The sequence below is a fragment of the Legionella geestiana genome (genome assembly GCF_004571195.1).
Classification (GTDB): Bacteria; Pseudomonadota; Gammaproteobacteria; order Legionellales; family Legionellaceae; genus Legionella_B; species Legionella_B geestiana.
On sequence record NZ_CP038272.1, the window covers coordinates 19,117 to 42,998 of the forward strand.

Genomic DNA, 23,882 nt, shown 5'->3' on the forward strand with positions numbered 1-23,882 from the left:
AATTTTCCTTACATAAGCTCAGTTTTGGCAGGACCATAAACGGCCATTAACGCTTCTTTTGCATTTTTATAATGGCGAGTGCGTGGTTTGCTGGGGGCCTTGGGGATTTCCCTTGTGTTTTTGGCAACAAGGCTCGCTCGAACGGGTGCGACCCCTGGCGTTGTAACGCTGTAGGTGGTAAATCGCGTCTCAAGCCAGCTTCCCCATTTCTGGGCTTTTTTAACAAGGTCTTCGCGATACACTTCGTTGTATTTGGGTGTGCGTGAATGATAATTGGCGGCACGCACCCAAAGCGTGCCCTGGTCATGCTGAAGATGTCCTCTGAGACGCCAGGCGGCCAGGTCATAGGAATAGCAACCGCTTTCCGCCACGTCCTCGGCTGTTATGCCGTATTTTTTTAAATCACTCAGATAAACCGTATTAAACTGCATGGGTCCTACATCAAACGTGCCGTTCTGATTTTCAGACCAGAGACCTGGTTTGCCACCTTCTTTTTCAGCGACTGCCAGAACAATGTTTGCGGGTACTTCGTACTTGATGGCCGCCATGATGGAGCAGACAACGCGCTCCTGCAGGGGCTCTGGAATATCGATATAAGGCATCATGGGCTAGCTCCTGGCATCACTGAAAGAGGATTTACTGGCAAAGGCCGCCACTTCATCATTTACAGGCGGAGTGCCTTGCCCACCACTCGCGCGTGCAGGCCCCAGACTGTCACTACCGAAGACTGGCTGCAGACTGTTGTCGTTGCTGGCATCAGAGGATGTATTTGCGCCAGCCCCGGAATTGATTTCATTTGCCTCGTTTATTTTTGATGCAATTTGGCCGCCCATGGTGTCGGCAATGCGGGCAGAAGCAGCCTCTTTCATGGCGCTCATCTTTTCTTTGGCCACGTCTGCCGCACCTTGGGCCAAACTGGTGCCCATGGCAGTAGCAAAGCGCCCGGCACTTTCTACCGCACCGACAAGTCCCCCGCCAGAAGATCCTCCCCCGCCGCTGCCAACGGCCATGCTCTGCTGAGCTGCTGTAAACGCCGCCTTCAGAGCCGAAGCCCCGCCAGCTGTGCTCGCACCTGCCCCAAGAGCGGCACTGGCAGCCCCTGCGGCCATGCCTGCCGCCATGCCAGTGGCACCAAGGGCGGCCCCCATTCCAAGTCCCCCAACGCCTCCGCCACTTCCCCCGCCACCCACAATGCCTGCTATCATCGGTGGAAGTTTATTGACGAGGACCAGAAGGATAATAGACACAACGAGCATGACGAAAAGCTCTTTTATCGCCATGTCACCGCCCATCGCTGCGTAATATTGATCAATAAAGGATTTGCCAATACCGACAATCAAAATCATCGTAAAGGTTTGCATGGCGATACCAAGAACGGTTTTGTAATAATTAATGGCAATATCCTGGGTCCAGCGCCCGCCGCCAAATCCGAGCAAAAATACGCCGCCGTACGCCAGCAGCCAGGCAGAAACAAGCATCAAAAGCATGTTAACGCCAACGAGAGCCAGCACCACAAGAATGACGGCTGCAATAATTAAACCGACTATTGAGCTCGCTGGTGACCAAATGGACGAGGTATCTGCGACTTTGGCGGCAATATCAAAACCAATATCGACAATACTTGAAGGCGATACCAGTCGGCTTAACCCGGACGCCTCCGAGGCCACCTGGCGCATTGAGTTGATGATGGCCATTGCGATAGCAGGACCGTTTTGTAAAATCCACAGAAAAAAACCGGTAACGCTGAAAAATCGAATGGTTTCTGCGAGAAATTCCTGAATATCTGCCTTTCTCATAGCCATCAGGCCATAGGTCCACACCATACTTAAGAGGGTCAATCCCCAAAAAAGCCAGGTGCCATAGGAAACCATTTTGGCGCTCCAAAGCGATGCCGTATTGGCAAAACGCTCAAGAATATTGTCCAGCACATTGGCGTTATCAATGCCAGTAGCGGCACAGGCCTCTGCTGATAACAGCAGAAGCACTAAAACAAGGACCGGATTAAATGAAAGTCGTTTCATGAGCCTCACCACTCTCTGTTACTGCTTTTTTTGAAACTGCCGCCACGAAAACAGGCTTCTCCTATCTCCATTTGTTCGGCTTTGCTGCGTCCTTGTGGTGAATCGGCACAGGTCAACGGTCTTCCAGAGGGCTTTGAGCTGTCGCAGCCAGCCAGCGCGCCCGTCAGGATAAGGCACAGTATCAGTGCTGTTTTCATGTTGTACTCCTTTTGTTGTTATTGTGAATTACCATGTTTTAGTCTGACTTTTTTTAAAACTTCCGGATCGAAATCGCTCATCGCCCGCGGCCTGAATCGCTTCCTTGTTGGCAATAGCGGCAGCCCTGGTCGCCGCAGCATTTTGCTCAGCGACCATAAGGCCGCGAATTTGAATTAATTGATGGGTCTCGGCACTGGCCAGCTGATTGGCCGCCTGGATAGCCGACAACTGTCCCTCGGCTCCCTTGCCTTCTGCCTGTTTTTGCAGGGTTTCGAGCCTTATCGCATCGGCTTTCAATGAGGCCTGCTGCTGCTCAATGCCGCGTAACATCGCGTCATTCGCGCGCTTTTGAGCCTCTGAGGCTCGCGCTTCACGGTTTCGGAGCGCCTGACGTTCTTCTTGTGTGCAGTTTCCGTTAAAACAGGGCGATGCGCGGTAGTAGTCTGTGTTTTGGTACTGGGACAGGTAGGCATCGAGACTTCCGGCCTGTTGCTTGTAATAGCTTAACGTATCAATGGAACTAACGAGATTGTCCATGGTGGCCCGGGCCTGGTCCCAGTGAAAGGCATCCAGCGATTTTGCGTTTTTCAACATGGTTTCATATTGACCCAGTTGCGTTTTTGTTTGAGCAATCTGTTGCCTGGTTTGTTGAATGCTTTCTAACAGGTTTGACCAGTCAAGAACGGGCATAGTAGGATAGGCGGGGCCAATAACAGCCAGTCCGCTTAAAAGCGCAAAAACAAACTGGCAGATTTTGGTTTTTTTAAGAATCATGTTTTGTCTCCCTGGCGATAGTAATCAAAGGATTGATAAGGTTTATTGAAGGTCAAGTCTTTAACGACCGTCACGTTGAAGCGAAAGCCAGGGCGTATTTCAAGCGTTGGCGCTATGTCGAGATTTTTCGCTATCATTTGTGCCGTTACCTGACCCAGCTGCTGGCCTAAAGCCTCGCTCATCACGCTTCCCGCTGTTGGTGGACCAAAAGCATTGGATGCCTGATTTCGTGACTGGCTGTAGGTAACACCTGCAACCACGCCCGACATCAGTGTGGCCGATGCAAATGTGCGGAAATAATGGTTATTTACCTTGTCATGAAAACCCGCGAAACCTGCGCTGTCAGCTCCTGGCATCGAGCCCATGTCCAGTGCCTTACCGTCCGGGAAAACAAGGCGCTGCCAGGCTATCATGACGGTGTCCTGCCCATAGGACACATCACTTGAGTAGACACCAACGAGGCGCGTGCCCTGAGGGATAAGTAGAAATCTGCCGGTTGCGGTGTCATAGACATTTTGCGATACCTGACCAATAACCTGGCCGGGAAGGCTTGATTTCACGCCACTTATCATCACGCCAGGAATGACAGCACCCGCACGCAGTTCAAAAGGTGTTCGTGGTGCTTCAATGGAGGCATTCAGGGCCCAGCGCGCACTGTTTTCACTGCCTCCAGAAAAAGTGCTTTTGGACTCTGAGGCCATGTTGCTGCCGCCAGACATAGCCGCGCGTATTTGTTGCAGGCGGGCCTGATACCTTGCCGTGGTGTCATCTCTGCGCATCTCAGCAAGCTGGCGGCGAACTTCGGCAAGACGTGCTTCTGTCTCATTCCCGGTTAATGGGGATGCATTAGCATGGCTGGCACTCATCTGACTCGGTAATTCAATATGCGTTTTAGCCCTGACTGCCTCTTCAAACTGCTGGGTTTTTTCCTGTCGGATACGCTCGATATCGGGATTTTCCGGTGCCATTGATGCCTGTAAACGTGCCGGCATGGGAGGTGCGTCGGGGTTGTCAATCATCGCCACAGGGATAGCCATGGACGTTTCGGTCACAACAGGGGGTAGTGACGATGGAATAATGCCACTCGCGTGTCCTGCGACAATGTCAGCGGCCATTGAGGAGGTGTCGGTGTTTTTATCACGTGATACCTTTTGTGGCACAGGAGGCTCGTTTTGGCTCTCAGAACGCTTGACCGCCACCATCGCAATGATGGCCACAAACAGTGCGAATGCGCCAAGAGCAATGAAAAGCGGCAAATTATTCACACGCTTCACACCGGTTTTTTTCATGTCTCCCGGTGAGGACTCAGGCGACATGTTATCAAGAGGACCAGTCATGTCATTTACTCCTTCAAAAGCCAGTAGCCGAGTGGTTTTAACACGCCGTCTTTCACCACATAGGCACGGCTTATGATACGCGTACCAATAAACAGCGTTACGCGATGCAGATTGCCATAGGGCGCATCAGCTATATAAGCGAGCTCAATGCCTTCATGGGCCTTTTGTGTTCGGGGGACCTTCCCTGTCAGTTCATAAACGCTGTAGCCGCGACCCCTGAGAGCGGCTACAAGGGCTGTGCCATAGGGGTCTTTTACCGATTGTCTGATGGTAAAACTGGTGCGTGCCGGTGGGTAAAGTACCGTGAGACGCGTTAGCGTGTCTTTGGCCATCGCCTGATTGACCGTTGGCGTAAGTGTTGCATAATGGCCGTATTGTGTCGTAGCACATCCTTGCAGCTGGATTATGAATAACAGTGTGATAAGCCATTTAAACATTACGCTCTCCCCCGGATAATGGTGATACGCTCCTGGCGTCTGCCAACACCCGAAATTAAAATGGCCCGGTCAAAAATCGTATCCACTATGTAGCGTGCTCCCTGAACCCGATAATTAACCATCACGGTCTCGCTCTTTTTAAAGAGTCCACCCGGCCGCAGTACCAGAAGCGTGGGGGCTTCTGATTGCTGCATGGCGCGCGGCATCTCAATAATGGTTTTGACGCCGTCATTAAAAACACGACAGGGCTTCCAGCGGGCTGACCCCTGGAGCATGTAGTTAAAGCTAAGATTTCCAAGGTACTCACCTGTCAGCGGAATTGTATTGTCATGGCGCTCACGCGCTTCCTCGCGACGAATAGCATCCCATTTGGCCTGAGCTTCTTCAGGATAGGTAAAAGAGACATAGGGCATAAACTCGTGACGGGATGAACGCAGACGAAAATGATAGGTACGCCTGTCTGTTGTCACCACGAGGGATGTATCAAGCCCAACATCAAGCGCCTTAATCAGCAGATGCAGTCTTTGCAAAGGCCCCACACCTGTAATGGCCGGCTCCACTTCAAAGCGCGGATCGCCGACGTTAAGGTTATTGACCTGTTCACCAGGCTGCAAGGCGACATCACACACCTGAAGGACGGCACAGAGAATTTGCGTCTGGCCCGAGCCGTAAACAAAGCGAATGGAGCCGTCACGAGCTGCTACCGGTTTGCTGGTGGCCTGCCCCGTTTGCCACTTTTTACCGATGGATATGGCCGTCCGCTCCTGAGGGGTTAACGAAAGATTTTTTTTGGAAAAGTACTGATCGGCCATATCGCCATCTGCCAGCGCGAGAGCTGGCATGAAAAGAAATAAGGAAAGCATGGTTTTGTTCATGGATTACACCCCTGAGTTAGAGTAGCCTCGACCAGTTAAAGTCACGGACAAAAATGAAATGCGGATTACGCAGCGCCTCCACGTTGCTGGCTTCCGTATCGAGCTCGTTTTGATACAGGTTGACAATGGCGCGCATGAGATAGGGTTTTTCTTTAAGCGCGCCATCGCGACTTCGGACGGTCTCCATCCAGTCGACCTGCCATGACTCTTTGGTTTGTTGCAAAACGGAGTGAATTTCGATACTGACAATCTCGTTGGCAGCACGATTAAATGGATTGGACTCCTTGTTGACTCCTAAAAACTCATTGGCTTTAACCGTAGCCGGATCGTTGGCGGCAAGGTAGGCGTAAGTCTGGAACACGGCCTTGCGTTGCAAATCCGAGTCAGCGGTAACAAGGCGGATGTTTTCGATAAAACGCAACGCCGCAGTTCGGTAATCATCGATTTGTGCCTCAGGCACCCTGTCGGCACGTGTTACAGAAATGGTGTTGCCGCCTGCGTCCTCTCGAAACACGAGCGGGATGAATTTTGACTGGCTGCCTATGCTTATCATTCCGCCAACAGAGGCAAGTCCTGTCAAAAGCCCCACAAGACCGATGAACTGCCAGATTTGAACGGCAGACATAAGCCCTGTCACGTGCCCATTCCAGGAGCGCCTGGCGTTTAAGTAGGGATTGGTCTGCTCAGGCGTTTTTAAAGCCTCTTTTGGTGCCGGTGTTTTTTTTGAAAAAAGTTGTTTTACTTTAAGCTTCATGCGGCTTCTCCATAATGATTTAGACTAAGCCCCAGAGTGCGGAGCCACTCGTGCACCCAATCGCGCCCATGGCGTGCCTCAAGCGCCTGAATGATGGCGAGAGAGTCTTTGTCGGTGTGGCCAACGAAGGCAAGTGCCAGTGGTCCCAGTGCCAGGCTATACAGGCGCTGGCCTTTTTCGCTGACGTAGTAGTAATCGCGCTTTGGGACCGCCATAGCCAGTATGTCTATCTGCTTTTCATTAAGCCCCATGCGCACATAGCCTTCGGCGGTACTTTTATCGCGGGCGTTGACATTTGGCAGGAAAATTTTGGTGGCCGTTGATTCGACAATAACATCAAAAATGCCTGAGTTAATTGCGTGCGAAAGATGCTGAGTGGCCATTAAAACCGTACAGTTTTTCTTGGCCATACTGTCAAGCCATGATTGAATTTTGCTGCAAAAAACAGGGTGTGCGAGCATCAGCCAGGCTTCATCAAGGATAATTAACGTAGGTCTTCCATCAAGCGACTCTTCAATACGGCGAAAGAGATGCAGCAATACAGGCAAGGCAAATTTTTCGCCAAGATTCATTAGCGCTTCAATTTCAAACGTCATGAAATCAGACAAACCAAAACCGTCTTCAAGGGCATCGAGTAAATGTCCCATAAGCCCATCAACTGTATATTGTTTGAGCGCTTCCCGAATCGACTCATCCTGCACGGTAATGGAAAAAGCAGACAGGGTTTTGTCACCATTTTTGTGCATGCTCATAATCGCGTTGCCAATTTCGTTACGCTGGGCTGGCGTTGTAAAGACATTATTAAGGGCAAGGACTGTGTCAATCCATTCCATAGCCCAGGCGCGATCATTTTGTGTGTCCAGAAACTGCAGAGGCGCAAAGGCCAGTTTTTCATTGGCGTTTGCGATGATGTAGTGATCGCCTCCAACTGCCTTGCAGGCTGGATACATCGAAAGACCCTTGTCAAAAGCATAAATCCGGGCGGAAGGATAGCGCCGCCATTGCAGGGCAATCAGCCCGAGATGCGTTGATTTACCGGCGCGAGTTGGACCAAACATAATGGTGTGGCCCAGGTCTCTCACGTGCAGGTTTAAACGAAAGGGCGAGTTGCCATGGGTGACGCAATGCATCAAAGGTGGCGAGAAAGGTGGCAGGTTTGGATTGGGCGCCTCATTCTGCCCGGTCCAGACAGTACTGGTTGGCAGCAGATCAGCGAGATTCATGGTGTTTAACAGAGGTCGGCGCACGTTTTCAACCCCATGCCCCGGAAGCGTTCCCAAAAAAGCGTCCATGGTGTTAATGGTTTCGATTCGTGCCACAAACCCCAGAGCCAGGATGGCTTTTTCTATAAAACGGGCCGAAGACTCTACCAGAGCGCGGTCCTCATCCATTAGTACGATGACACTCGTATAATAGCCCTGTCCTACCATGCCACTGTTTGTTTCAGCGATGGCGGCAGCCGCATCCGCGACCATCGAGACCGCGTCTTCATCAACTACCCCGCTACTGGTATTAAATACCTGGTCAAAAAAGCCCCGGACTTTTTGTTTCCACTTCTTGCGATATTTTTCAAGGTGGGCAACCGCTTCAAAGTTATCCATGAAAATAAAGCGCGATGACCAGCGGTATTCTATAGTCAGCTCGCCAAGGGAGGTTAAAATGCCGGGATATGATTCCAATGGGAAGCCTTCGATGGCCACGCACTGAATAAATTTGCGCCCAATTTTTGGAGTGATCCCTGTAAAAAGCTCCTGCCCGCCAATCAGAGCATCAAGATACACAGGCGTTTCTGGAAGCATAACCGGGTGATTCAGGCCGGTGACACAAAACTGCAGCCAGCGTAAAAAGTTGTCGCAGGTTTTTTGTGAACCGTTTTCGTGAACCATTTTCATGGCTCCAAGACGTTCGAGTTTAACAGCCGCTGACAGGCGTGATTCTATAGACTGACATTCGCGCTTGAAGATATCAATTAACTGCCGGGTACGTGCCTTTTTTGATGGCTTGCTGGCATCATCATCAAACATCAGCTCCACGAATTTGCGCTCAGTCAGGAGTGGCGGAAACCAGGTAAGGGTCAGGACAAAAAAGCCTTCATACAGTGTGCCCATGTTTTCAAACAATCGGCGACGCTCCTCGTCTATGGCCCGAGATACAGGATCGCAAAAGTGTGAGCGGCTTTTGTCACTGTAACTGGGAGCCGCGCGCCTGACTGCGTCCACGTGAATCATCCAGCCACTGCCTAAATTGGACAGCGCCTGATTAATACGAAAGGACACCAGCTCAACCTGACTCTCGGTGGAGCTTATGTGGTCATCCCCCTGATATAACCAGGCGGCCATAAACGAGCCGTTTTTCCCGACAATAACACCATCGTCAACAACGGCTGCGTAATTAAGCAAATCAGCCAGACCCGCGTCTTTTGCACGATGCTTTTTAAGATGACTATCGGCACCTATGGCTCGTACCCGGACAAACAGAATGACGAGCAGTATTATGCCAAAAGCTGCAATCATAACCGTCAGTGACTCAATCATTTGTATTGAGCTCCCTGAGATTTGGTATTGATGCGAAATGGCGTTGAGCGGGCCGGATAGTATGCGTTGTAACGACGCTGCCTCAAATAAACAGCGCGCATTTCTGGATCGGCTTTGGCCATGCGACGCAGCGCCCAGAGTGCTGAAAACCAGAGACCAACTCCTGCAAATATTGCTATCCAGTCCTGAGCTGCAAACACAAGGATTGCCGCAATCAGTCCGGAAAACATCACGAGCTCCCTGTCGCCACCCATAAAGAGACTATGACGATTGCCGGCGCGCCTGATAGGAATTCGACGTGTCATGATGCAGACTCTCCTGTTTGTATGTAGCTTGCCAGGGCGGATACTTCTGCTCCCTGGCCAGTAATAGCTTTCAGTGTGTTTTGAGCCGCCACCAGAAACGACATAACCAGAACGACAAAAATCAGGGTACGTAAAAACCCATTCATGTCGCCGCCAAAAATAAGCATCGCACCTGCGCCAACGAGTCCAATAATGGCCGCCGTAAAGGCAAAGGGACCGGTGATGGAGCTCCGAACCTTGTCAAGCCAGGTGTCAAAGGGCAAATTACCTCCGGCTTTAGCGGCAAGTGCCGGCTCGGTAAGCAGCATAAACAAGAGTGTCAGGCCTATGAGGCCCAGTATTTTTCGGTCCAGGTAAAAACGTGTCATTTGTAATGTCTCCTTGTTGTTAAAGTTTCTGTGTTATGAACTCACCATCGTAAAACCCTGAAACCTCCAAAATTTCCTGCACACGACGGCCTTCTGGTGTTCTTGCAATATGAACAACCAAATGGACGGCCTCACCAATGAGTGCGTCGATGTCAGAGGGAGCTGCGGGGTTGCGGGTAATAAGGGATTTGAGGCGCGTGAGTCCTGCGAGCGTGTTATTGGCGTGCAGGGTTGCAGCACCTCCTTCATGCCCCGTGTTCCATGCATCAAGCAAATCGAGTGCTTCAGGTCCACGTACCTCGCCCACCAGAATTCTGTCAGGACGCATTCTGAGCGTTGTTTTGAGCAGCATCGTCATCGAGACGTCAAGCGTTGTGTGATACTGCACCGAGTTTTCTGCAGCGCACTGGATTTCGCCGGCGTCTTCAATGATGAAAATGCGCTCGGTGGGATCGAAAACTACCATTTCATTGATAATGGCGTTCACAAGCGTTGTCTTTCCTGAACCCGTGCCACCTATAACAAGGATATTGCGATGTGCTGCAATGGCGGCTTTGATGGTGTCGCATTGAGCCGTTGTCATAATACCCGCATCGACGTACTGACTTAGCGTAAAGATGGATAAGGCTTTTTTACGAATGGCAAAGGTGGGCGCGGATACAACAGGGGGTAGCTGGCCCGCGAAACGCGAACCATCCAGCGGCAACTCGCCTTCCAGCGTTGGTTTAAAGCGGGTTATTTCTTTGCCGTGAAAACCTGCAATGGTTTTAATTACAGCCTCAGCACGCGATGCTGACATATTGCCAATATATTGCATTTTTTCGCCAAGCCGCTCCTGCCAAAGCTTGCCGTCTGCATTGAGCATAACCTCGACCGTTTTTGGATCGGCAAGGGCTGCCTCGATTACAAAGCCCAGGTCGCGGCGCAATTTTTCCTTTGCACGCGCCTTGACAGATGTGGACTCTTCTTCATGGGGACTCATGCCTGCATCTGCATTATGTGCTTTCATGCTTAATCCTTGTTTTTCTGAGTTTTGTTTTTTTCAAAAATCTCTAATCGATGAACTGGTATTGATTTCGGCGCGGATATTCCAACATCGGCTTTACCGTCTATGTTTTTTAGAATAGTGATACTGGCTCGAGAAAAATGGACTGGCTCATGCGTACGCCGCTCTCAAGCTTTCCGAGTGTGATAACGGCCTGTGTTGCAGCACATGCTGTTAAAAGTGCCGCCATGGCCGCGGCTGCAGGTGTTCTTGCTCCTTTCATCAGGCGGCTCCCACCATGCGGCATGCGTCAATTTTTGGCATGGCGCGGCGGTATGTCACTGAAACAGGGGCTTTAGGCTCTGCATTTTGCTTGATGCGCATGTAGATCTCTTCGCGATGAACGGCAACCTCTTCTGGCGCATCAATGCCCAATCGAATCTGGTTACCCTTAACTCCAAGAACAGTGAGATAAATATCATCACCAATCATAATGGTTTGACCCGTTTTTCTTGAAAGTACCAGCATTATCCTCTCCCTTTTTCATTGCATGAGAACACATAATCCTTTGGGTTAAAGTCACGAATAACCACCGGATTTTCCGAATGAATACCAAGCCGTACGATATTCCAGTGGACGCCAAGTATCGCAATTACAAGATTCGGCTCAATAACCAATTTTTCTGACAGTCTTCGCGTTACAACCTGCATGGTGAACACCACTTTTACGTCTTGAATACACGTATGTTCTCATGGTGATTTTGTGATTGTAATAGCCGTTTTTGGCTATTGTTTTTTGATATTTTTTGTGATAGCTGATTCGCCCGGGAAATAAATGCGTTACAGTGAATAACACATCGTGATTACAAGGATGCAATCATGGTTTTCTGCTTTGTACGGGACAAAAAACTTGAAGTAGCTCATTGATTAATAGACAATCCCTGCGTTTCTGTTCAAGGAAAAGGCATGGAGTCATGGAAATCAACGAGCTGAGCGGTATATTAAACGGATATTTTAGTTGGAACAAGGCAAGAATGACCTGTTTCGCCTGTATGCTGGTATCATTGTTCAAAGTAAGAACGGTCAATTTAAGCGAACTGGCCTGTGGCTTTGAAAGCGAGGCAACAATAGAATCGCGCTACAAGCGTATCAAGCGATTTTTCAGGGAATTCACAATATGCTTCACCGCTCTGGCCGGATGGGTGATGACTTTTTTTGATTTTGACCAGACGCCGTTGTATCTCAGCATAGACAGAACAAATTGGCAGTGGGGCAAGCAGGATATCAATATATTAATGCTGTCTATTGCCTACAAAGGGATAGCCATCCCTCTCATGTGGGATTTGCTGCCCAAGCGCGGGAACAGTAATACCACAGAGCGTATAGCCTTACTTAAGCGTTTTATAGAGCAGTTTGGCAAAGAAAGAGTTGCCTGTCTGCTGGCTGACCGAGAGTTTGTTGGAAACGAATGGTTCTCATGGTTGCGTAGTGAAGGGATCTCATTTTGCATTCGAATCAAAAGCAACACTCAAACCAGCAACAGCTTGGGGCTTGACGTTAATGTGGATGCTCTTTTCTACGATCTGAAGCCTGGTGAACAACGAAAACTGAGGGGTGAGCGCAGGCTTTGGAAGCAAAAAGTCTGGTTGAGCGCGCTCCGGCTTACAGATGGTGAATTACTTATTGTTGCAACAGATAAAGAAGTTGATTCACCTATCGAATTGTATGGCCGGCGCTGGGAAATAGAAACCCTGTTTTCCTGCCTGAAATCGCGCGGCTTTAACTTTGAGGACACGCATATTACAAAGCCGGAGCGTATTTCGAAGCTGATAGCACTTTTAAGCATCGGCTTTTGTTGGGCTTATAAAGTAGGTGAATGGCGCAACGAGCAAAAAGCGATCAAAATGAAAAAACATGGTAGAAAAGAGGTCAGTATTTTTCGTTATGGTCTTGATTTTCTACGTGATGCGGCTCTCAATGCAAAGCAGAATATCTTGAGTTTAATTGGTCAGGTGATGGCCTTCTTGAGCATCGAGGCACCGACCGAGGCGTTGATATGATTTTTTGTCCCGTACAGAGGGTTTTCTGTCAAAGATTTGCTGTTGCATTGCTGTTGATTCCGGTCATCGTCTTTGGAAAAACGGCAAACACCTGCACGCTGAAGGAAGCGCCCTGCTTTCATCAGTGCTGCCCGCAGGGTGCTGCCGCATCGAATGATGTCGTCAACAATGTTTTGTATGTCGTCAGTTCGAATCGGGAAACCAAGTTTGCGGACTGGGTTGCCTATACCGTATCAGCAGACAACCTTGATGGCTCGGGCACCAAAAGAAACTGGAAGAAAGACCCCTCCATCCCTGATGGTTACACTCTGAAGCCCGCTGATTATCATCATGCCAGTCACAATGATTATGACCGCGGACATCTCGCGCCACTCGCGCACTTTAGTAACCATGAGGCATGGGAGAAAACCAACTACCTCTCGAATGTCACTCCGCAAATTGCTTCACTTAACCGTGGACTGTGGCTGGATTTGGAGAATACCGAGCGAAAACTGGTTAAATACTACCGGTACCCTCTGGTGCATGTGGTGACTGGTACCTGGTACGATAAAGACACAATGCCTTCTCTGCCGTCTTGTAAACTTGCACACCGGGTGCCGAATGGATACTGGAAAGTGATTGTAGTTGAAGATGGCAATGGAAAAATTGGAGTGGCCGCTTTTCAGATAAAGCAGCACGAATTGTCACAAAGTTTTTGTGATACCAGAATTACCTTAAGCGCCCTTAACAAGCGCACGAAACTCTCTGTTCTTCCTGATACACCACCCAGCAAAATCGACCGCAGCATGTCCTCGCGTCTTCTGGCGGACATGGATTGCACATGATGTGAACCTGCTCACAAAGTCTCAGGCAGCTATCCTGTCATTTACCACCAAAGCAATAGAAGCATGAGTGCAAGCCAGCATGTTTACAAGCATGTCAATAGTAAAACGCTCTATTTTGCCGCGCTTCAGGTCGCTTATACGGGGCTGTGTTACGCGCATCAATTGCGCCGCGGCTTTCTGTGTTAACCTTCTGTCATCAATGTATTTTTCAATCGCGCGCATCAATGCCGCACGAATCTTCAGATTCTCAGCTTCCGCTTCTGTAAAGCCAAGGTCATCGAAAACACTGCCAGTTGTAACATGATTTTCCATCATAGCCTCCTGAATACTCATTTAATCTGCGAAAATCGCTTCTTCGCCAGCTCAAGATCTCGAATGCTCGTCTTCTGCGTCTTTTTCACGAAAGAATGCAGAACATACACACCCTCATCTCTCTGCGCCAGATAGATAACCCGATATTCATTCGCGCAGTGAATGCGTATTTCCTTAACCCCCATCCCAATAGAGGGCATCGGTTTCCAATCGGTTGGCTCTTCTCCTCGTTGAACCTTATCAAGGTTATAGCCGGCTATCTTCCTCGCATCTTCAGGAAAGGCCAGCAGATCTCCATGACTGTTACCAAGCCAGATTATCTTTTTCATTGCATGATTATATAAAATTTTGTATAAAAAGTAAAGGTCGCCCGACTAGTACTACACAAACAGTCATTGGGAGAAGATGCTTCCAGTATTTCGAGTATCGACTGTCTCTTTTTTTACGCGTATGCCAACACCACCAAAAATCCCACGATGCAAGCACTCAATGAAGATAACTGAGCAAGGTTTTCTATCGAATTTTTCGCGGATGTTTTTCAAGTGGTTTTCAACCGTGCTTGGACTAATGGAAAGCAATTTTGCCGTTTCCTTGGCGGACTTGCCATGACCCGCGTGCCACAGGCAGTCACGTGCGCGCCCGGTCACCAAAATTTCCTTCTCATAGCCACCACGAATCACCGCATCCCGCAATTGCTTGTCAGCCATAACAAACAAATAACGGTACTCCTCAAATGCCTCGACAATTAACGGCGCAAGGTTATCCATAAGCTCGATGCACAGCGTTTCGAACTCCCTAACTAGGGATATGGTGACTGCGGAGAAGGTAAAGCGGCACTCCGGATGGAAGCGCTCAAGACAAACTCCCTCGTGCTGCAAGTCTTCTTCCAAAACACCATGCCCCACCGCTGCCAGTGTTGCACAAAACGCCCCGTCACTTGTGAAAACCAAATCTCGCCCATCGGCAAATGACAGGTGCAGTACAAAACGCTCAACACCAAAACGGCGCATCGGCGCAAATGCTGTCAGAATCTTTTCTTTTGAAACCATAATCCCTCTTCCCTCTCGTGGTTATCACTCAGTGAAGCAACTGAATGCCGTTTTTTTGGTGCAATACGAACGACAGATACTCTTTTGCGCGCTCAGCACGCTGAGACACTCTCCACCAGTCGATGTTGTTGCTTTCCTGGCTCGCAAGAAAAAGCTTCTCAGAACAATCCATTAGCACGGACAATAGCTCCTCAATGCTCACAACATGCAACTGTGCAATAGTCATGACGCGCTCCCAAGAATTTTTTTGATTTCATTCAGGTGCTGCCTTGCAATTTCCCGACGTCTTGAGTGTACGTGAACAGGAGAAACATCAACTTTTGGCAGAACATGCCCCTGACGCATTAGATTGCAGGCTGTTTCATACAGTGGCACAAACATCTTCCAGGCGCGCTGCACGTCGTCTATCCGCATAAAATCCGCGGGAAGTTTCGCAGCAATGTAGCGCACAACAGGATGACTCCAGCCCATTTGGTGGGCGCAGGAAGCATGTCGCTGAATTTCGTTGAATGCAGCCCCCGCACTCGGCAAATCAATTTCTTCATACCAGGCCAGGCACAGTGCACGAAATTGCAGCGGGTTTGGGGGAAAGTCACAAAACTTCCCATTCTCTCGTGTTGCATAGAGGCGCTTCACGCCACTATCTATGGCTTTTGGAGTTAAGTCGCCAAGGATTTCAAACCAGGTACCGTTGTCCGACAGGCCGTGTCGATTCGTGAAAAGTTGCCCATACACATTCGTCAATTTCTGCCAGAGCCATTTCAAATGATTGGGATTGATCATTTTCGCAGACGATTGTCGGACAGTTGAATGGGACTTCTTCTCCGGGATGCTCGGCACCCTGATTGTGGAATGCGACAAGCTCAACGATGTTTCCAGAAGTTTTTTTGCGGCCATTGCCATGATTACTGCTCCTTGAGTTTTCCGTACTAATCTTTCGGCGAGTTTCCTGTTGCTGCGAGTACCTGGAGCCGTTCTCCAGCCAAAGCAGATATACCGCGTTAAAATCTGCCCACACGGTTTGATGCATCTGGTTGTAGCGAATGAAAGCGGCTATTTCGTCAGGCTCCTCAGCACGCAGATATCCTCTGCCCTTTGCAATGTCCAAAACCTCGCGTGACGGCTTGAAATGTGGATCAATCGGCTTCTTCATTCCGCAGTTAGTTGAGTTGTTTGTATATATATTATTTTTCTTTACAGACTCAGGTATGTCAGGAAGTGTGTTAACTTCTGTGTTTTGCTCATTACCAAAACAACCCTCGTCGCCAGTACTGGCAATGCTTTCTGGTATGTCATGAACAGTATTAAGTTCACTGTCAACGTCTGCTTGAGCATATACTTCAAAAATGCCAGGCATAGTTGGAAAGATAAATCGAAGTTTCTGGCCTTCGGTAACAACTTTGAAGTCCTTTGGGCATTCACGTTCAATTGATTTGATGAAATTTCGAATGGATTGTTTTGTTGGCATACCGCTTTCCTTGCGACCCGGTGCTGGCTTTATAAACAAAAGCTGTTGGAGATCAGCATAAGTTATACCTTCAACAATACCGGTACACTTATCTGCTAGAGATAATAAATAGAAAATCAATACAACTTGAGAATGCGGCAGGCCACAAAATAACTTACTGAAAACATACTGTTGCCTATTACGGAAATCGTTCGTACACATCCTGCAGAAAATCCTTATCATATTCCGGTGGTTTATTCCGGAATAAAAATTGTTTACACTTCCCGCATCAAGGGAAGATTCCCCATAAATGGCGTTCCCCATTTATGGGGAATCTATTATATATGGTGAGCCATGTCAATAGCTACTGTTCTTCCCCTGCTTCTGCAGAAGTATAATCTCAACGCCTTGGAGCTTGAGCGGATGACTGGGGTGCCTTCGAGCACCATTTACAGATTACTTAAAGGGTCAGCCGCAAATCCTACTGTTGAAGTTTTAAAAAAAATTTCCTCTTTTTTTCAAATAACAATTAGTCAGTTAATTGGTGAAGAGCCCATGGGCTGCAAACAAATACCGCTTATTCAACCGAATAAAATTTGGGAATTTATTGCTCATCCAATGAAATTTTATTCGGATCTAAAAAAAGTTCCTGTTGACTTCCCCTTAGGTAATAATTGTTTCGCAACTATTGCCATGGATAATCTAATGGAACCTTTTATCTTAATAAATTCTATGGTTATTGTTGACCCTGATAGGGAAATATGTAACAAGGACTTCGTTTTACTAATCTCTAATGAAGCTTCATTACCAAAAATCAGACAAACCATATTTGATGGTGATGATTGCTATATAAGAGTTCTGAATTCTAATTGTAATATAGATATAGAAAAAATCAGCTTTGACGATTATGTTTTTTGCGGATCTATAGTTCACTATAGAACGAATCTTTTTGATATGGATTTATACAAATTTATGGCGGATAAGGACTTACATGAAGAGAAAATGGTTTTAAAAAAATGAACATTAATTTCCTCAAGAATAAACTGAAATTTATATCAAGAAAATCTGAAATAGATAGAGATTCATTATTGATATTTATAGGAATGCTCTATACAACTATTTTCTTCTCATCGTTTATACTTGGATATAAGGGTGTGCAAATAGGCGGCGGTATACTTTGTGCATCTGTTTTTATTTTTCCTTTATTATTTCCCATTAACGACTCAATCTCTGAATTAATTAGCCCTAGAGCCTCTTATTTTCTCATTATATTTATAATAATATGTGAATTTTTGTTCAGCTTAGTAACATACTGTATTGCAATGTTGCCATCACCAACCCACTGGGATAATCAATCGATTTATCCAATTTTAACATCCGGCTTCATACATATCGCGATAGCCGACTCAATATCATTGGCAATAGGTTTTTTCGCTAACACATATATTTTTAGCAAATGGGGTCTTAAGATTTTCGGCACTGGTTTTTTTAGGAGGAGCCTTGGTGCCACCGCTGTTGGTGAGCTTCTTTTCACAATATCTACAAACTTTATTACTTTCCATGGGCTGGGAAATGCAGGATTGCTTGATACGCTGAACATTATAGGATCAGATTACGCATTTAAAATGTTGTACTCATTATTAATTTGCATACCCAATGCGTACTTTGTGCAAAGAATAAAGAAATTAAAATATGCAGAACACACTAAACAAACTCAAAACACTAATGTTTTTGCTCTTAAATTGACCGAACCCTCCTATCGAGAGTGATGACATTATTTCTTTTAACGGAATTACGCATTTTAAACTCTTGCTCAGCATCGTGATATCCTACGATGCTTCCTATGCAGGCGCTATCTTCAGCTTTAAATTTTCTTAAAATCTCAATATTAGAATAAACTTCTTTTGCTAATTTTATATGTAGTTTATTCTTATCATCCATATAAACTACCAACGGAGCCTCTAGCTGTTCTGAAAATCTATGATTAATTAGAGAATATTGGGATTGGTATTTTTTTTCGGTAATTTTTCTTTGATTATCAATCACGGCCATCAGTATTTTATCGTAATCATCATCAGAGAAAATGGTTTTATCTCTTGCTATTTTTAGTAAGTCTATCGCATTTTTTTGTACAGGACTTAAACACTTGCCTTCAAGTCTAACATTAAAACTTACATGCCTACTTTCCTCATCAAGCACTTCATCCACTATCGAAAATGCAAAATCATTTTTTCTCTTTATTATTTCAAGTATTTTCTTTAAAATAAGCATTAGTTAACTTCCTTACTATGCCCATCGATAATGGCATTGGATTTTACCACAGCAATATTGATAATCAATCATTTTAAGTGTAATCACCATGCCAAAACATATCTACAATGATCCTAAATACTATAGTGAAAACAATGCACTACAGTATAACTTCGCGATGAGAATGCTTCGCCATTTGAGCTTTCAAAAAGACTCGCGCGTATTGGATATAGGATGTGGTGATGGATTGATTACAAGCGAGGTTGCCCGAATTGTCTCTGATGGATGCGTAATCGGTACTGATATTTCACAGAAAATGGTTGAACATGCAGCCACTCAATATTGCTCTATCCCAAATATTCGCTTTATTCAGATGGATGCGAGTCAAAACATTTTTCGTGAACAATTTGATATCATTACATCGTTTAACTGTTTGCACTGGGTAAGTGATCAGCATTCCGCTCTATTAGGAATAGCCAAGGCTGCAGTTGAGGGGGCTCAAATCGCCCTTCTTTTATCACATAAAAAATCTTTGTATCATGAAGTCCTTGATGCTTTATGTTCCTCAGACGAATGGAGCCTTTACTTCAAAGACCAAAAAAGTGCCAGACAATTTTTTTCGGCAGATTTCTACCGTGAACTATTGGTTGAATCTGGACTTGATATTATCAGTCTCAACGAAGAGGAAATGATATATCACTTTGAATCAAAAGAATCTGTTGCTGCTTTTTTTGCAGCAGCAGGCTCACAGCCTACGCTCTTGCCTTCTTCCAAACGATCAAGATTCATTTCAGAGTTTTCAGATGCTTACACTAAAAATGTTAAAACTCGTCAAGATGGAGCAATTCCAATTGCCTTCTGGTGCTTACAGATAGTTGCTAGAAAACCCTCTCTTCTGCCATCAGTTAGACCTGAAAGAGAAACGCAGGCTTTTTTTGCAAAGCTCTAAACCTTAATATATCGTAAGACGGTTTAACCACCGTCTTCATCTTATCTTCGGTGGTTAACTGAGGCTCATTATAGAATCGAAGAAAGCTTTATCTCCGAGACTTAGCCTTATGGATAACGCTTTTCGTATCAGTCCAATTCTTACATCTCTCATTAGTGGCTTTGTGAGTTTAATATTTTTTTCAAGATCTAGTATTTTGACCATTATTTCATCAGAAAGAAATATCTGAGTTGCATTCATTAGCGGTTTTTGACTTAGACCTTCGTTAATATCATCGATTAACTCCGCATAATCTAAACTCCTCTCATAATCTGTCCATTTAATTTCTGACACAGTGTGCAGGTAATAGCGGATTGCATCCTCAACCAGCTGCGACTGTTTACCCCTTCCCTTGTAATCCTTTTCTGCCTGGCTCTTCAGCTTTTCTTTGATATCGATTGGTAAACGTACACATACCAACCATTTCTTCTTTTTTTGTGGAGCCTTAAAAATTAGTTTTTTTGTATTTCTTTTTCCCGTCATGTGCTCACCAATATTCAAATAATCAAAAAAATCAAAAATCGTATATTTAATTTAAAAATCATATACTTACGACAACCTTGACCCGGGTCAAGCTAGCTCTCTAATCGCAAGGTCTTTAATAAAATTCAAGATTCCTTCTAGCGATTTGAATGTTTGCTCTCCGTTTTGATTAAACTCCAACTCAGGGAATCTCTGGATTAGAAACTTCTGTAATAAAACAGCTTCATTTTCTCTATTAATTTTAAATGTTGCAGATTTTTTTATAGCCCCACCATTCTTACCTCTGGCTTTTGTTTTCTTCTGAATAGTCTCTTCAACCTTTGAATTATCATTCAAAATTTTTTCAATCTCAGAGTACGATTTTGCCACTAATAATCTAATCGCTTTAAAGGTCAATTGATTTTTAGCAATCTTATCGAACAAAATTTGGGGGTATTTTCTTGGCTCCGAACAGATAGACCTTAACGCACTTGCTATACTTTCGTTTAGACCAATAATGCTGGATAATTCCTTGTTTGTTAATGACTCTGAAGTTTTATCAGAAAATAACTCTTGAACAATTTTGAAATTCTGGGCTACCGTAAGGCCTTTCCTTAAATTATTCTCAGATAGCTGTCTTCTTAACTTACGATGTTTAACTTTTAACTTGGCAAGCATGCTTTCATCAGTGATTTCAATGCATGTTACTGTTTTGACTCCAGCCATCATTGCAGCAAGACGTCTTTGATGCCCCTCTAATATAACGTACCCATATTCAAGAGCTGAATTATTGAAATAATCAGGATCATTGTTTTTATCTGCCAAAAATATTTCTATTGGCTCAATCAAGCCTTCATTTCTTATTGAGTATGCAAGCTCTTTAAGAAAGTTATAACTTTCTTCTAATTCATCATCTTTTGAAACATTCAATAGTTCAAAATCAGGAATGACATATTGCCCATTCTTTTCGTCATACATACACAAAGAAGAATCGGAGCCAAGGTGCAGGTGCTCTTTAAGCCATGACTCATCAATGCGTTCACCAGGCCTCGGGTTCTGAGGGTCAGGTATAAGCTCAAATGGATCATGCTCAACAAGCTGTTTACCGCGCGTGTATTTGGTATTCGCAGTAATTCCTGCGCGAGTAACGGTATCGGGCTTACTTACCTTATTAGCAAGAGAATTCGTAATTATTTTCTTTTTTGTTAACATTTTCTGCATCTCCAAGAACTGCATTATAAACAAACTCGCCTAACGCAATTGCCTCCATGGCAAAACGATCGTTTTCTTTTAACTCAGTATACGGAGCTGTAATAGGAGCCTGATCTTCATCAATATCTACTGCCCTGGGAGAATCATGTATTTCGATGTCCTCAATTAATAGTTTTCTCAACATGGGATTAGCTTTAATTGTGTCAATAATACGATTCTGTGGCGTTCTTTTGTTGTAATCGACTTTATTTTTTAGTAAACCAATTATTTTCGCTTGCGAATTAGCAGGTCTATAGACATTTTGACGATTCACCAAATCAACCATACCAGCCAATCCCTGTAGAGATTTATTACTGAGCTCCAGAGGTATTAAAACGTGTGTTGCAGCTCTAATGGCACTTTGTGTAAGTGGCCCTTTAGCTGGGGGGGTATCAATAATGACAAGGTCGTATCCACATTCAATAAAATCATCCATCGCAAAAAAATCGTAAGGACGTCGCACAATGCTTTCCAAGCTATCACTATACTCAAACGACTCGATGTCCTTAATCAAACCAGCATCACTTGGTAAGATATCAAGGTTATCTAGATCAGTTGGATAGGGGACTACTGGTCTTTCTGTCCACATATCCAGTGCAGACGATCTACCATCCCATCCATCATCTTCAGGATCATTTGAATCATAATCCGGGTGCAATGGCGGTTTGTAACTGGACATATCTCTTATACGCGTATCACGAAGAAACCTATACGACATGTTTCCTTGAGGATCGAAATCGAGCACAAGAACTTTTTTGTTCTTCTTAAATGCGATATAGGTAGAAATTAGTTGGCTAATTAAACTTTTCCCAACCCCTCCCTTATTATTAGCGACAACCAAAACTTTGGATTTTTTAGCAGCCATCCCATTCTCCACAATTTAAATACATTTCTACAATACCTAAATTTCTCCCGCATATCAACAAATACTCAATACCGTATTGAGTATTTTTCATTGATGATGACACATAGGGAGAACCCAATAAAAATCAGAGTTTTATTGGGAATAAACGGTTCTTGTGTTTTTCTGTATTGAGTATTGACATGGAAATATATGATCACGTATAAATGGATCATATTGCACACGACAAAAAACATCTGGGGATGGGGAATGTAAGAACTTGTGTTTATTTTATTAATTGAGGAGGGATTCGAGGAAAGTCTGCAAACTTCCCTCGAATGTATGACTTAGATATAAAGTCGATATTCGCACTATTGATTATATCTAGGTTCTCTATTTTATACAATAAGGAACTATTGTATGGGGAACTTTTGTTCAATTTTTCACGCCAGATTCCGCAATCTGGTAAGCATTATTCCGTGTACACGCAAAGCGCAGCTGGTAGATTATATACTGCTCGGCTGGCAAACCAGCACATATAAGCTAAAAGGCTCTTCAAACAAGTGGTTCATGAAGCCTTATCGTCAAATTACTGAAGACACCGGCATTCCACAGAGCACTCTGGAGCGTTACATAAAAGAGCTTGCTGATGATGGATTCATTGAGAGACGGCAGGCGCTTTACAGCCGAACCAGCGAAGAGGGTGCTTTTACCGTTAAAAAGGGCAACTACATTCATGTTACCGACAAGCTGATTCAACTCCTACAGCCATCGATGCCTGACATTGGGGATAATGAGCCTGACTCCACAAACGATAATAGCGAACACGCACCACAAGATAATTCCTCAGCACCAGATACGAACAACACCAGTGCAGACTGTGTTTTTTCAAATCCAAATGAGGGAATCGAACCCCTCAAAATAAGGGAATCATATATAGGTGATCTTCATTCGCTTGTTAATAATACTATTATTTCCTCCAAGTTGATGCAGTCTGTGGATAAGCACACCGCACAACGCCTTCTACGCCAATTCGAATCAATACAAACCTTTCTTTTTTCAACTATCAAGGAAGAAATCTCTGATGAAATAAAAAAACTGGTGGCAGGAACCTTCTTCAACCTGTCAGTTGTGCATCATCAGAATCTTTCCTGCCCGGAGCAGGTCGTCTCTGAATACCTCTTTGCACTACTGAACACACAGTTTTACATGCCTGCTATCCAATGCTTTAAACATCGCAACAACATCCTTGCCAAACTTATCCGTGCAAAAAACTGGAGAACACCAAAGGGTTTTTTCAAACACTTTTACATGGGACAGGCGTTTAAGAAAACTCAAAGCCCAGAAAAGGCCACATCGAATGATCACGTTCAATCCATCGTAGGGAATTCAGCTAAAGACCCACGCCTGTCAAAAATAGAGGAGTTAATTTTTGAGAAGGGCAGTCTTGTCAGCGCTATGACGGAAGAAATTCTTACTCTTACGGATGAAGAGATGATTTTAGGCAAAAGACAACAGATTCAGGCGTTGCGAGAGGAGCTGGAAACCTTGTGGGAGCAGCAATTTGACCTTGAACAGGCGATTTTGCGATGTCGCGAAGGAGAAAATCGGCTTTGTGCCTGACATCATATCGTGATGGTTCCTGATGTGAATATTTTCATCCATTTGTGAGAGGATGGTTAAGGAATTAGTTGCAATATAGGCAGGGCTCATCGATGTGTCAGCAATGAACCCAGTGGATTGACACAATGCAAGTCCAACCTCGCATTTGTGAGGAGTATATCGCAGGGAAGTTACAGCAATCAATGGGA

At 45.5% G+C, this 23,882-nt stretch carries 32 protein-coding genes; 6 read left to right on the forward strand and 26 right to left on the reverse strand.

Going from position 1 to position 23,882, the window contains the following annotated elements:
• Positions 1-8: 8 nt before the first annotated feature.
• Genes E4T54_RS11705 through E4T54_RS11775 form a run of 16 tightly spaced genes read right to left on the reverse strand, consistent with a single transcriptional unit; the run spans position 9 to position 11,298 of the window.
• Entirely contained in the window at positions 9-602 is a 594-nt protein-coding gene (locus tag E4T54_RS11705) for a transglycosylase SLT domain-containing protein (protein ID WP_028386707.1), read from the reverse strand.
• Positions 603-608: 6 nt separating this feature from the next.
• Positions 609-2,021, reverse strand: coding sequence for a P-type conjugative transfer protein TrbL (gene trbL, locus E4T54_RS11710; RefSeq protein WP_028386708.1), 1,413 nt, complete (start codon positions 2,019-2,021; stop codon positions 609-611).
• A 5-nt stretch (positions 2,022-2,026) separates the two neighbouring features.
• Complete coding sequence (trbK, locus tag E4T54_RS11715; RefSeq protein ID WP_028386709.1) at positions 2,027-2,218, reverse strand: entry exclusion lipoprotein TrbK; 192 nt, start codon at positions 2,216-2,218, stop codon at positions 2,027-2,029.
• Between the two features lie 28 nt (positions 2,219-2,246).
• Entirely contained in the window at positions 2,247-2,993 is a 747-nt protein-coding gene (gene trbJ, locus E4T54_RS11720) for a P-type conjugative transfer protein TrbJ (protein WP_028386710.1), read from the reverse strand.
• Positions 2,990-4,330: a TrbI/VirB10 family protein gene (locus E4T54_RS11725; RefSeq protein WP_028386711.1), complete on the reverse strand. Its 1,341-nt coding sequence runs from the start codon at positions 4,328-4,330 to the stop codon at positions 2,990-2,992. The genes trbJ and E4T54_RS11725 overlap by 4 nt, the downstream gene beginning before the upstream one ends.
• A gap of 5 nt (positions 4,331-4,335) precedes the next feature.
• Positions 4,336-4,767, reverse strand: coding sequence for a hypothetical protein (locus E4T54_RS11730; RefSeq protein WP_028386712.1), 432 nt, complete (start codon positions 4,765-4,767; stop codon positions 4,336-4,338).
• A complete protein-coding gene (gene trbG, locus E4T54_RS11735) occupies positions 4,767-5,642 on the reverse strand; it encodes a P-type conjugative transfer protein TrbG (RefSeq protein WP_028386713.1) in 876 nt (291 codons plus the stop codon). The genes E4T54_RS11730 and trbG overlap by 1 nt, the downstream gene beginning before the upstream one ends.
• 16 nt (positions 5,643-5,658) lie before the next feature.
• Entirely contained in the window at positions 5,659-6,396 is a 738-nt protein-coding gene (locus tag E4T54_RS11740; protein WP_028386714.1) for a conjugal transfer protein TrbF, read from the reverse strand.
• Positions 6,393-8,930: a VirB4 family type IV secretion/conjugal transfer ATPase gene (locus E4T54_RS11745; protein WP_028386715.1), complete on the reverse strand. Its 2,538-nt coding sequence runs from the start codon at positions 8,928-8,930 to the stop codon at positions 6,393-6,395. Before E4T54_RS11745 ends, E4T54_RS11740 begins: the two co-directional genes overlap by 4 nt.
• Positions 8,927-9,238, reverse strand: coding sequence for a conjugal transfer protein TrbD (locus E4T54_RS11750; RefSeq protein ID WP_028386716.1), 312 nt, complete (start codon positions 9,236-9,238; stop codon positions 8,927-8,929). Before E4T54_RS11750 ends, E4T54_RS11745 begins: the two co-directional genes overlap by 4 nt.
• Positions 9,232-9,603 carry a TrbC/VirB2 family protein gene (locus tag E4T54_RS11755; protein ID WP_035902686.1) on the reverse strand — a complete coding sequence of 124 codons (372 nt, stop codon included), beginning with the start codon at positions 9,601-9,603 and terminating at the stop codon, positions 9,232-9,234. Before E4T54_RS11755 ends, E4T54_RS11750 begins: the two co-directional genes overlap by 7 nt.
• A 19-nt stretch (positions 9,604-9,622) precedes the next feature.
• Complete coding sequence (trbB, locus tag E4T54_RS11760; protein ID WP_425324518.1) at positions 9,623-10,612, reverse strand: P-type conjugative transfer ATPase TrbB; 990 nt, start codon at positions 10,610-10,612, stop codon at positions 9,623-9,625.
• Between the two features lie 2 nt (positions 10,613-10,614).
• The gene (locus tag E4T54_RS11765) at positions 10,615-10,734 is read right to left on the reverse strand and encodes a carbon storage regulator (RefSeq protein ID WP_081776771.1); all 120 of its coding nucleotides are present in this window, start codon (positions 10,732-10,734) and stop codon (positions 10,615-10,617) included.
• Positions 10,722-10,871, reverse strand: a complete 150-nt coding sequence (locus tag E4T54_RS12050; protein ID WP_155832462.1) for a hypothetical protein — start codon at positions 10,869-10,871, stop codon at positions 10,722-10,724. Before E4T54_RS12050 ends, E4T54_RS11765 begins: the two co-directional genes overlap by 13 nt.
• A complete protein-coding gene (gene csrA / locus E4T54_RS11770) occupies positions 10,871-11,116 on the reverse strand; it encodes a carbon storage regulator CsrA (protein WP_081776769.1) in 246 nt (81 codons plus the stop codon). The genes E4T54_RS12050 and csrA overlap by 1 nt, the downstream gene beginning before the upstream one ends.
• Positions 11,116-11,298: a carbon storage regulator gene (locus E4T54_RS11775; RefSeq protein WP_135100421.1), complete on the reverse strand. Its 183-nt coding sequence runs from the start codon at positions 11,296-11,298 to the stop codon at positions 11,116-11,118. The genes csrA and E4T54_RS11775 overlap by 1 nt, the downstream gene beginning before the upstream one ends.
• Positions 11,299-11,561: 263 nt before the next feature.
• Here E4T54_RS11775 and E4T54_RS11780 point away from each other — a divergent pair, with 263 nt between their 5' ends.
• On the forward strand, positions 11,562-12,647 hold the full coding sequence (locus E4T54_RS11780; protein WP_115152790.1) for an IS4 family transposase: 1,086 nt from the start codon (positions 11,562-11,564) through the stop codon (positions 12,645-12,647).
• Positions 12,644-13,471 carry a DNA/RNA non-specific endonuclease gene (locus E4T54_RS11785; RefSeq protein ID WP_115152897.1) on the forward strand — a complete coding sequence of 276 codons (828 nt, stop codon included), beginning with the start codon at positions 12,644-12,646 and terminating at the stop codon, positions 13,469-13,471. The genes E4T54_RS11780 and E4T54_RS11785 overlap by 4 nt, the downstream gene beginning before the upstream one ends.
• A 21-nt stretch (positions 13,472-13,492) precedes the next feature.
• Here E4T54_RS11785 and E4T54_RS11790 read toward each other — a convergent pair whose 3' ends face one another.
• From E4T54_RS11790 to E4T54_RS11815, 6 genes are all read right to left on the reverse strand, one after another.
• Positions 13,493-13,786 carry a helix-turn-helix domain-containing protein gene (locus E4T54_RS11790; RefSeq protein WP_028386785.1) on the reverse strand — a complete coding sequence of 98 codons (294 nt, stop codon included), beginning with the start codon at positions 13,784-13,786 and terminating at the stop codon, positions 13,493-13,495.
• A gap of 14 nt (positions 13,787-13,800) precedes the next feature.
• Entirely contained in the window at positions 13,801-14,112 is a 312-nt protein-coding gene (locus E4T54_RS11795; protein WP_028386784.1) for a type II toxin-antitoxin system RelE/ParE family toxin, read from the reverse strand.
• Positions 14,113-14,175: 63 nt separating this feature from the next.
• Positions 14,176-14,832 carry a helix-turn-helix transcriptional regulator gene (locus tag E4T54_RS11800; RefSeq protein ID WP_035902784.1) on the reverse strand — a complete coding sequence of 219 codons (657 nt, stop codon included), beginning with the start codon at positions 14,830-14,832 and terminating at the stop codon, positions 14,176-14,178.
• Positions 14,833-14,860: 28 nt separating this feature from the next.
• Positions 14,861-15,058, reverse strand: coding sequence for a hypothetical protein (locus E4T54_RS11805; protein WP_028386783.1), 198 nt, complete (start codon positions 15,056-15,058; stop codon positions 14,861-14,863).
• Complete coding sequence (locus E4T54_RS11810; protein WP_131793754.1) at positions 15,055-15,567, reverse strand: hypothetical protein; 513 nt, start codon at positions 15,565-15,567, stop codon at positions 15,055-15,057. Before E4T54_RS11810 ends, E4T54_RS11805 begins: the two co-directional genes overlap by 4 nt.
• Positions 15,509-16,501, reverse strand: a complete 993-nt coding sequence (locus E4T54_RS11815) for a Vir protein (RefSeq protein WP_131793755.1) — start codon at positions 16,499-16,501, stop codon at positions 15,509-15,511. Before E4T54_RS11815 ends, E4T54_RS11810 begins: the two co-directional genes overlap by 59 nt.
• 132 nt (positions 16,502-16,633) lie before the next feature.
• On the opposite strand from E4T54_RS11815, the gene E4T54_RS11820 reads away from it, so the two are divergent.
• Entirely contained in the window at positions 16,634-17,299 is a 666-nt protein-coding gene (locus tag E4T54_RS11820; RefSeq protein WP_051550959.1) for a helix-turn-helix domain-containing protein, read from the forward strand.
• Positions 17,296-18,048, forward strand: coding sequence for a VUT family protein (locus E4T54_RS11825; protein ID WP_028386780.1), 753 nt, complete (start codon positions 17,296-17,298; stop codon positions 18,046-18,048). The genes E4T54_RS11820 and E4T54_RS11825 overlap by 4 nt, the downstream gene beginning before the upstream one ends.
• Here the strand turns inward: E4T54_RS11825 and E4T54_RS11830 are convergent.
• The gene (locus tag E4T54_RS11830; RefSeq protein ID WP_028386779.1) at positions 18,017-18,550 is read right to left on the reverse strand and encodes a hypothetical protein; all 534 of its coding nucleotides are present in this window, start codon (positions 18,548-18,550) and stop codon (positions 18,017-18,019) included. The two genes, E4T54_RS11825 and E4T54_RS11830, sit on opposite strands and share 32 nt — an antisense overlap.
• A gap of 88 nt (positions 18,551-18,638) precedes the next feature.
• Here E4T54_RS11830 and E4T54_RS11835 point away from each other — a divergent pair, with 88 nt between their 5' ends.
• A complete protein-coding gene (locus E4T54_RS11835) occupies positions 18,639-19,478 on the forward strand; it encodes a class I SAM-dependent methyltransferase (protein ID WP_081776777.1) in 840 nt (279 codons plus the stop codon).
• A gap of 54 nt (positions 19,479-19,532) precedes the next feature.
• Here E4T54_RS11835 and E4T54_RS11840 read toward each other — a convergent pair whose 3' ends face one another.
• The 3 genes from E4T54_RS11840 to E4T54_RS11850 all read right to left on the reverse strand — a co-directional run bounded on the left by E4T54_RS11840 (position 19,533) and on the right by E4T54_RS11850 (position 22,095).
• Positions 19,533-20,000: a hypothetical protein gene (locus tag E4T54_RS11840; RefSeq protein WP_028386778.1), complete on the reverse strand. Its 468-nt coding sequence runs from the start codon at positions 19,998-20,000 to the stop codon at positions 19,533-19,535.
• 87 nt (positions 20,001-20,087) lie between these two features.
• Entirely contained in the window at positions 20,088-21,191 is a 1,104-nt protein-coding gene (locus tag E4T54_RS11845) for a ParB/RepB/Spo0J family partition protein (protein ID WP_028386777.1), read from the reverse strand.
• Complete coding sequence (locus E4T54_RS11850) at positions 21,151-22,095, reverse strand: ParA family protein (protein WP_028386776.1); 945 nt, start codon at positions 22,093-22,095, stop codon at positions 21,151-21,153. Before E4T54_RS11850 ends, E4T54_RS11845 begins: the two co-directional genes overlap by 41 nt.
• Before the next feature lie 546 nt (positions 22,096-22,641).
• On the opposite strand from E4T54_RS11850, the gene E4T54_RS11855 reads away from it, so the two are divergent.
• A complete protein-coding gene (locus E4T54_RS11855; protein ID WP_242604347.1) occupies positions 22,642-23,694 on the forward strand; it encodes a helix-turn-helix domain-containing protein in 1,053 nt (350 codons plus the stop codon).
• The last annotated feature ends 188 nt before the right edge of the window (positions 23,695-23,882 follow it).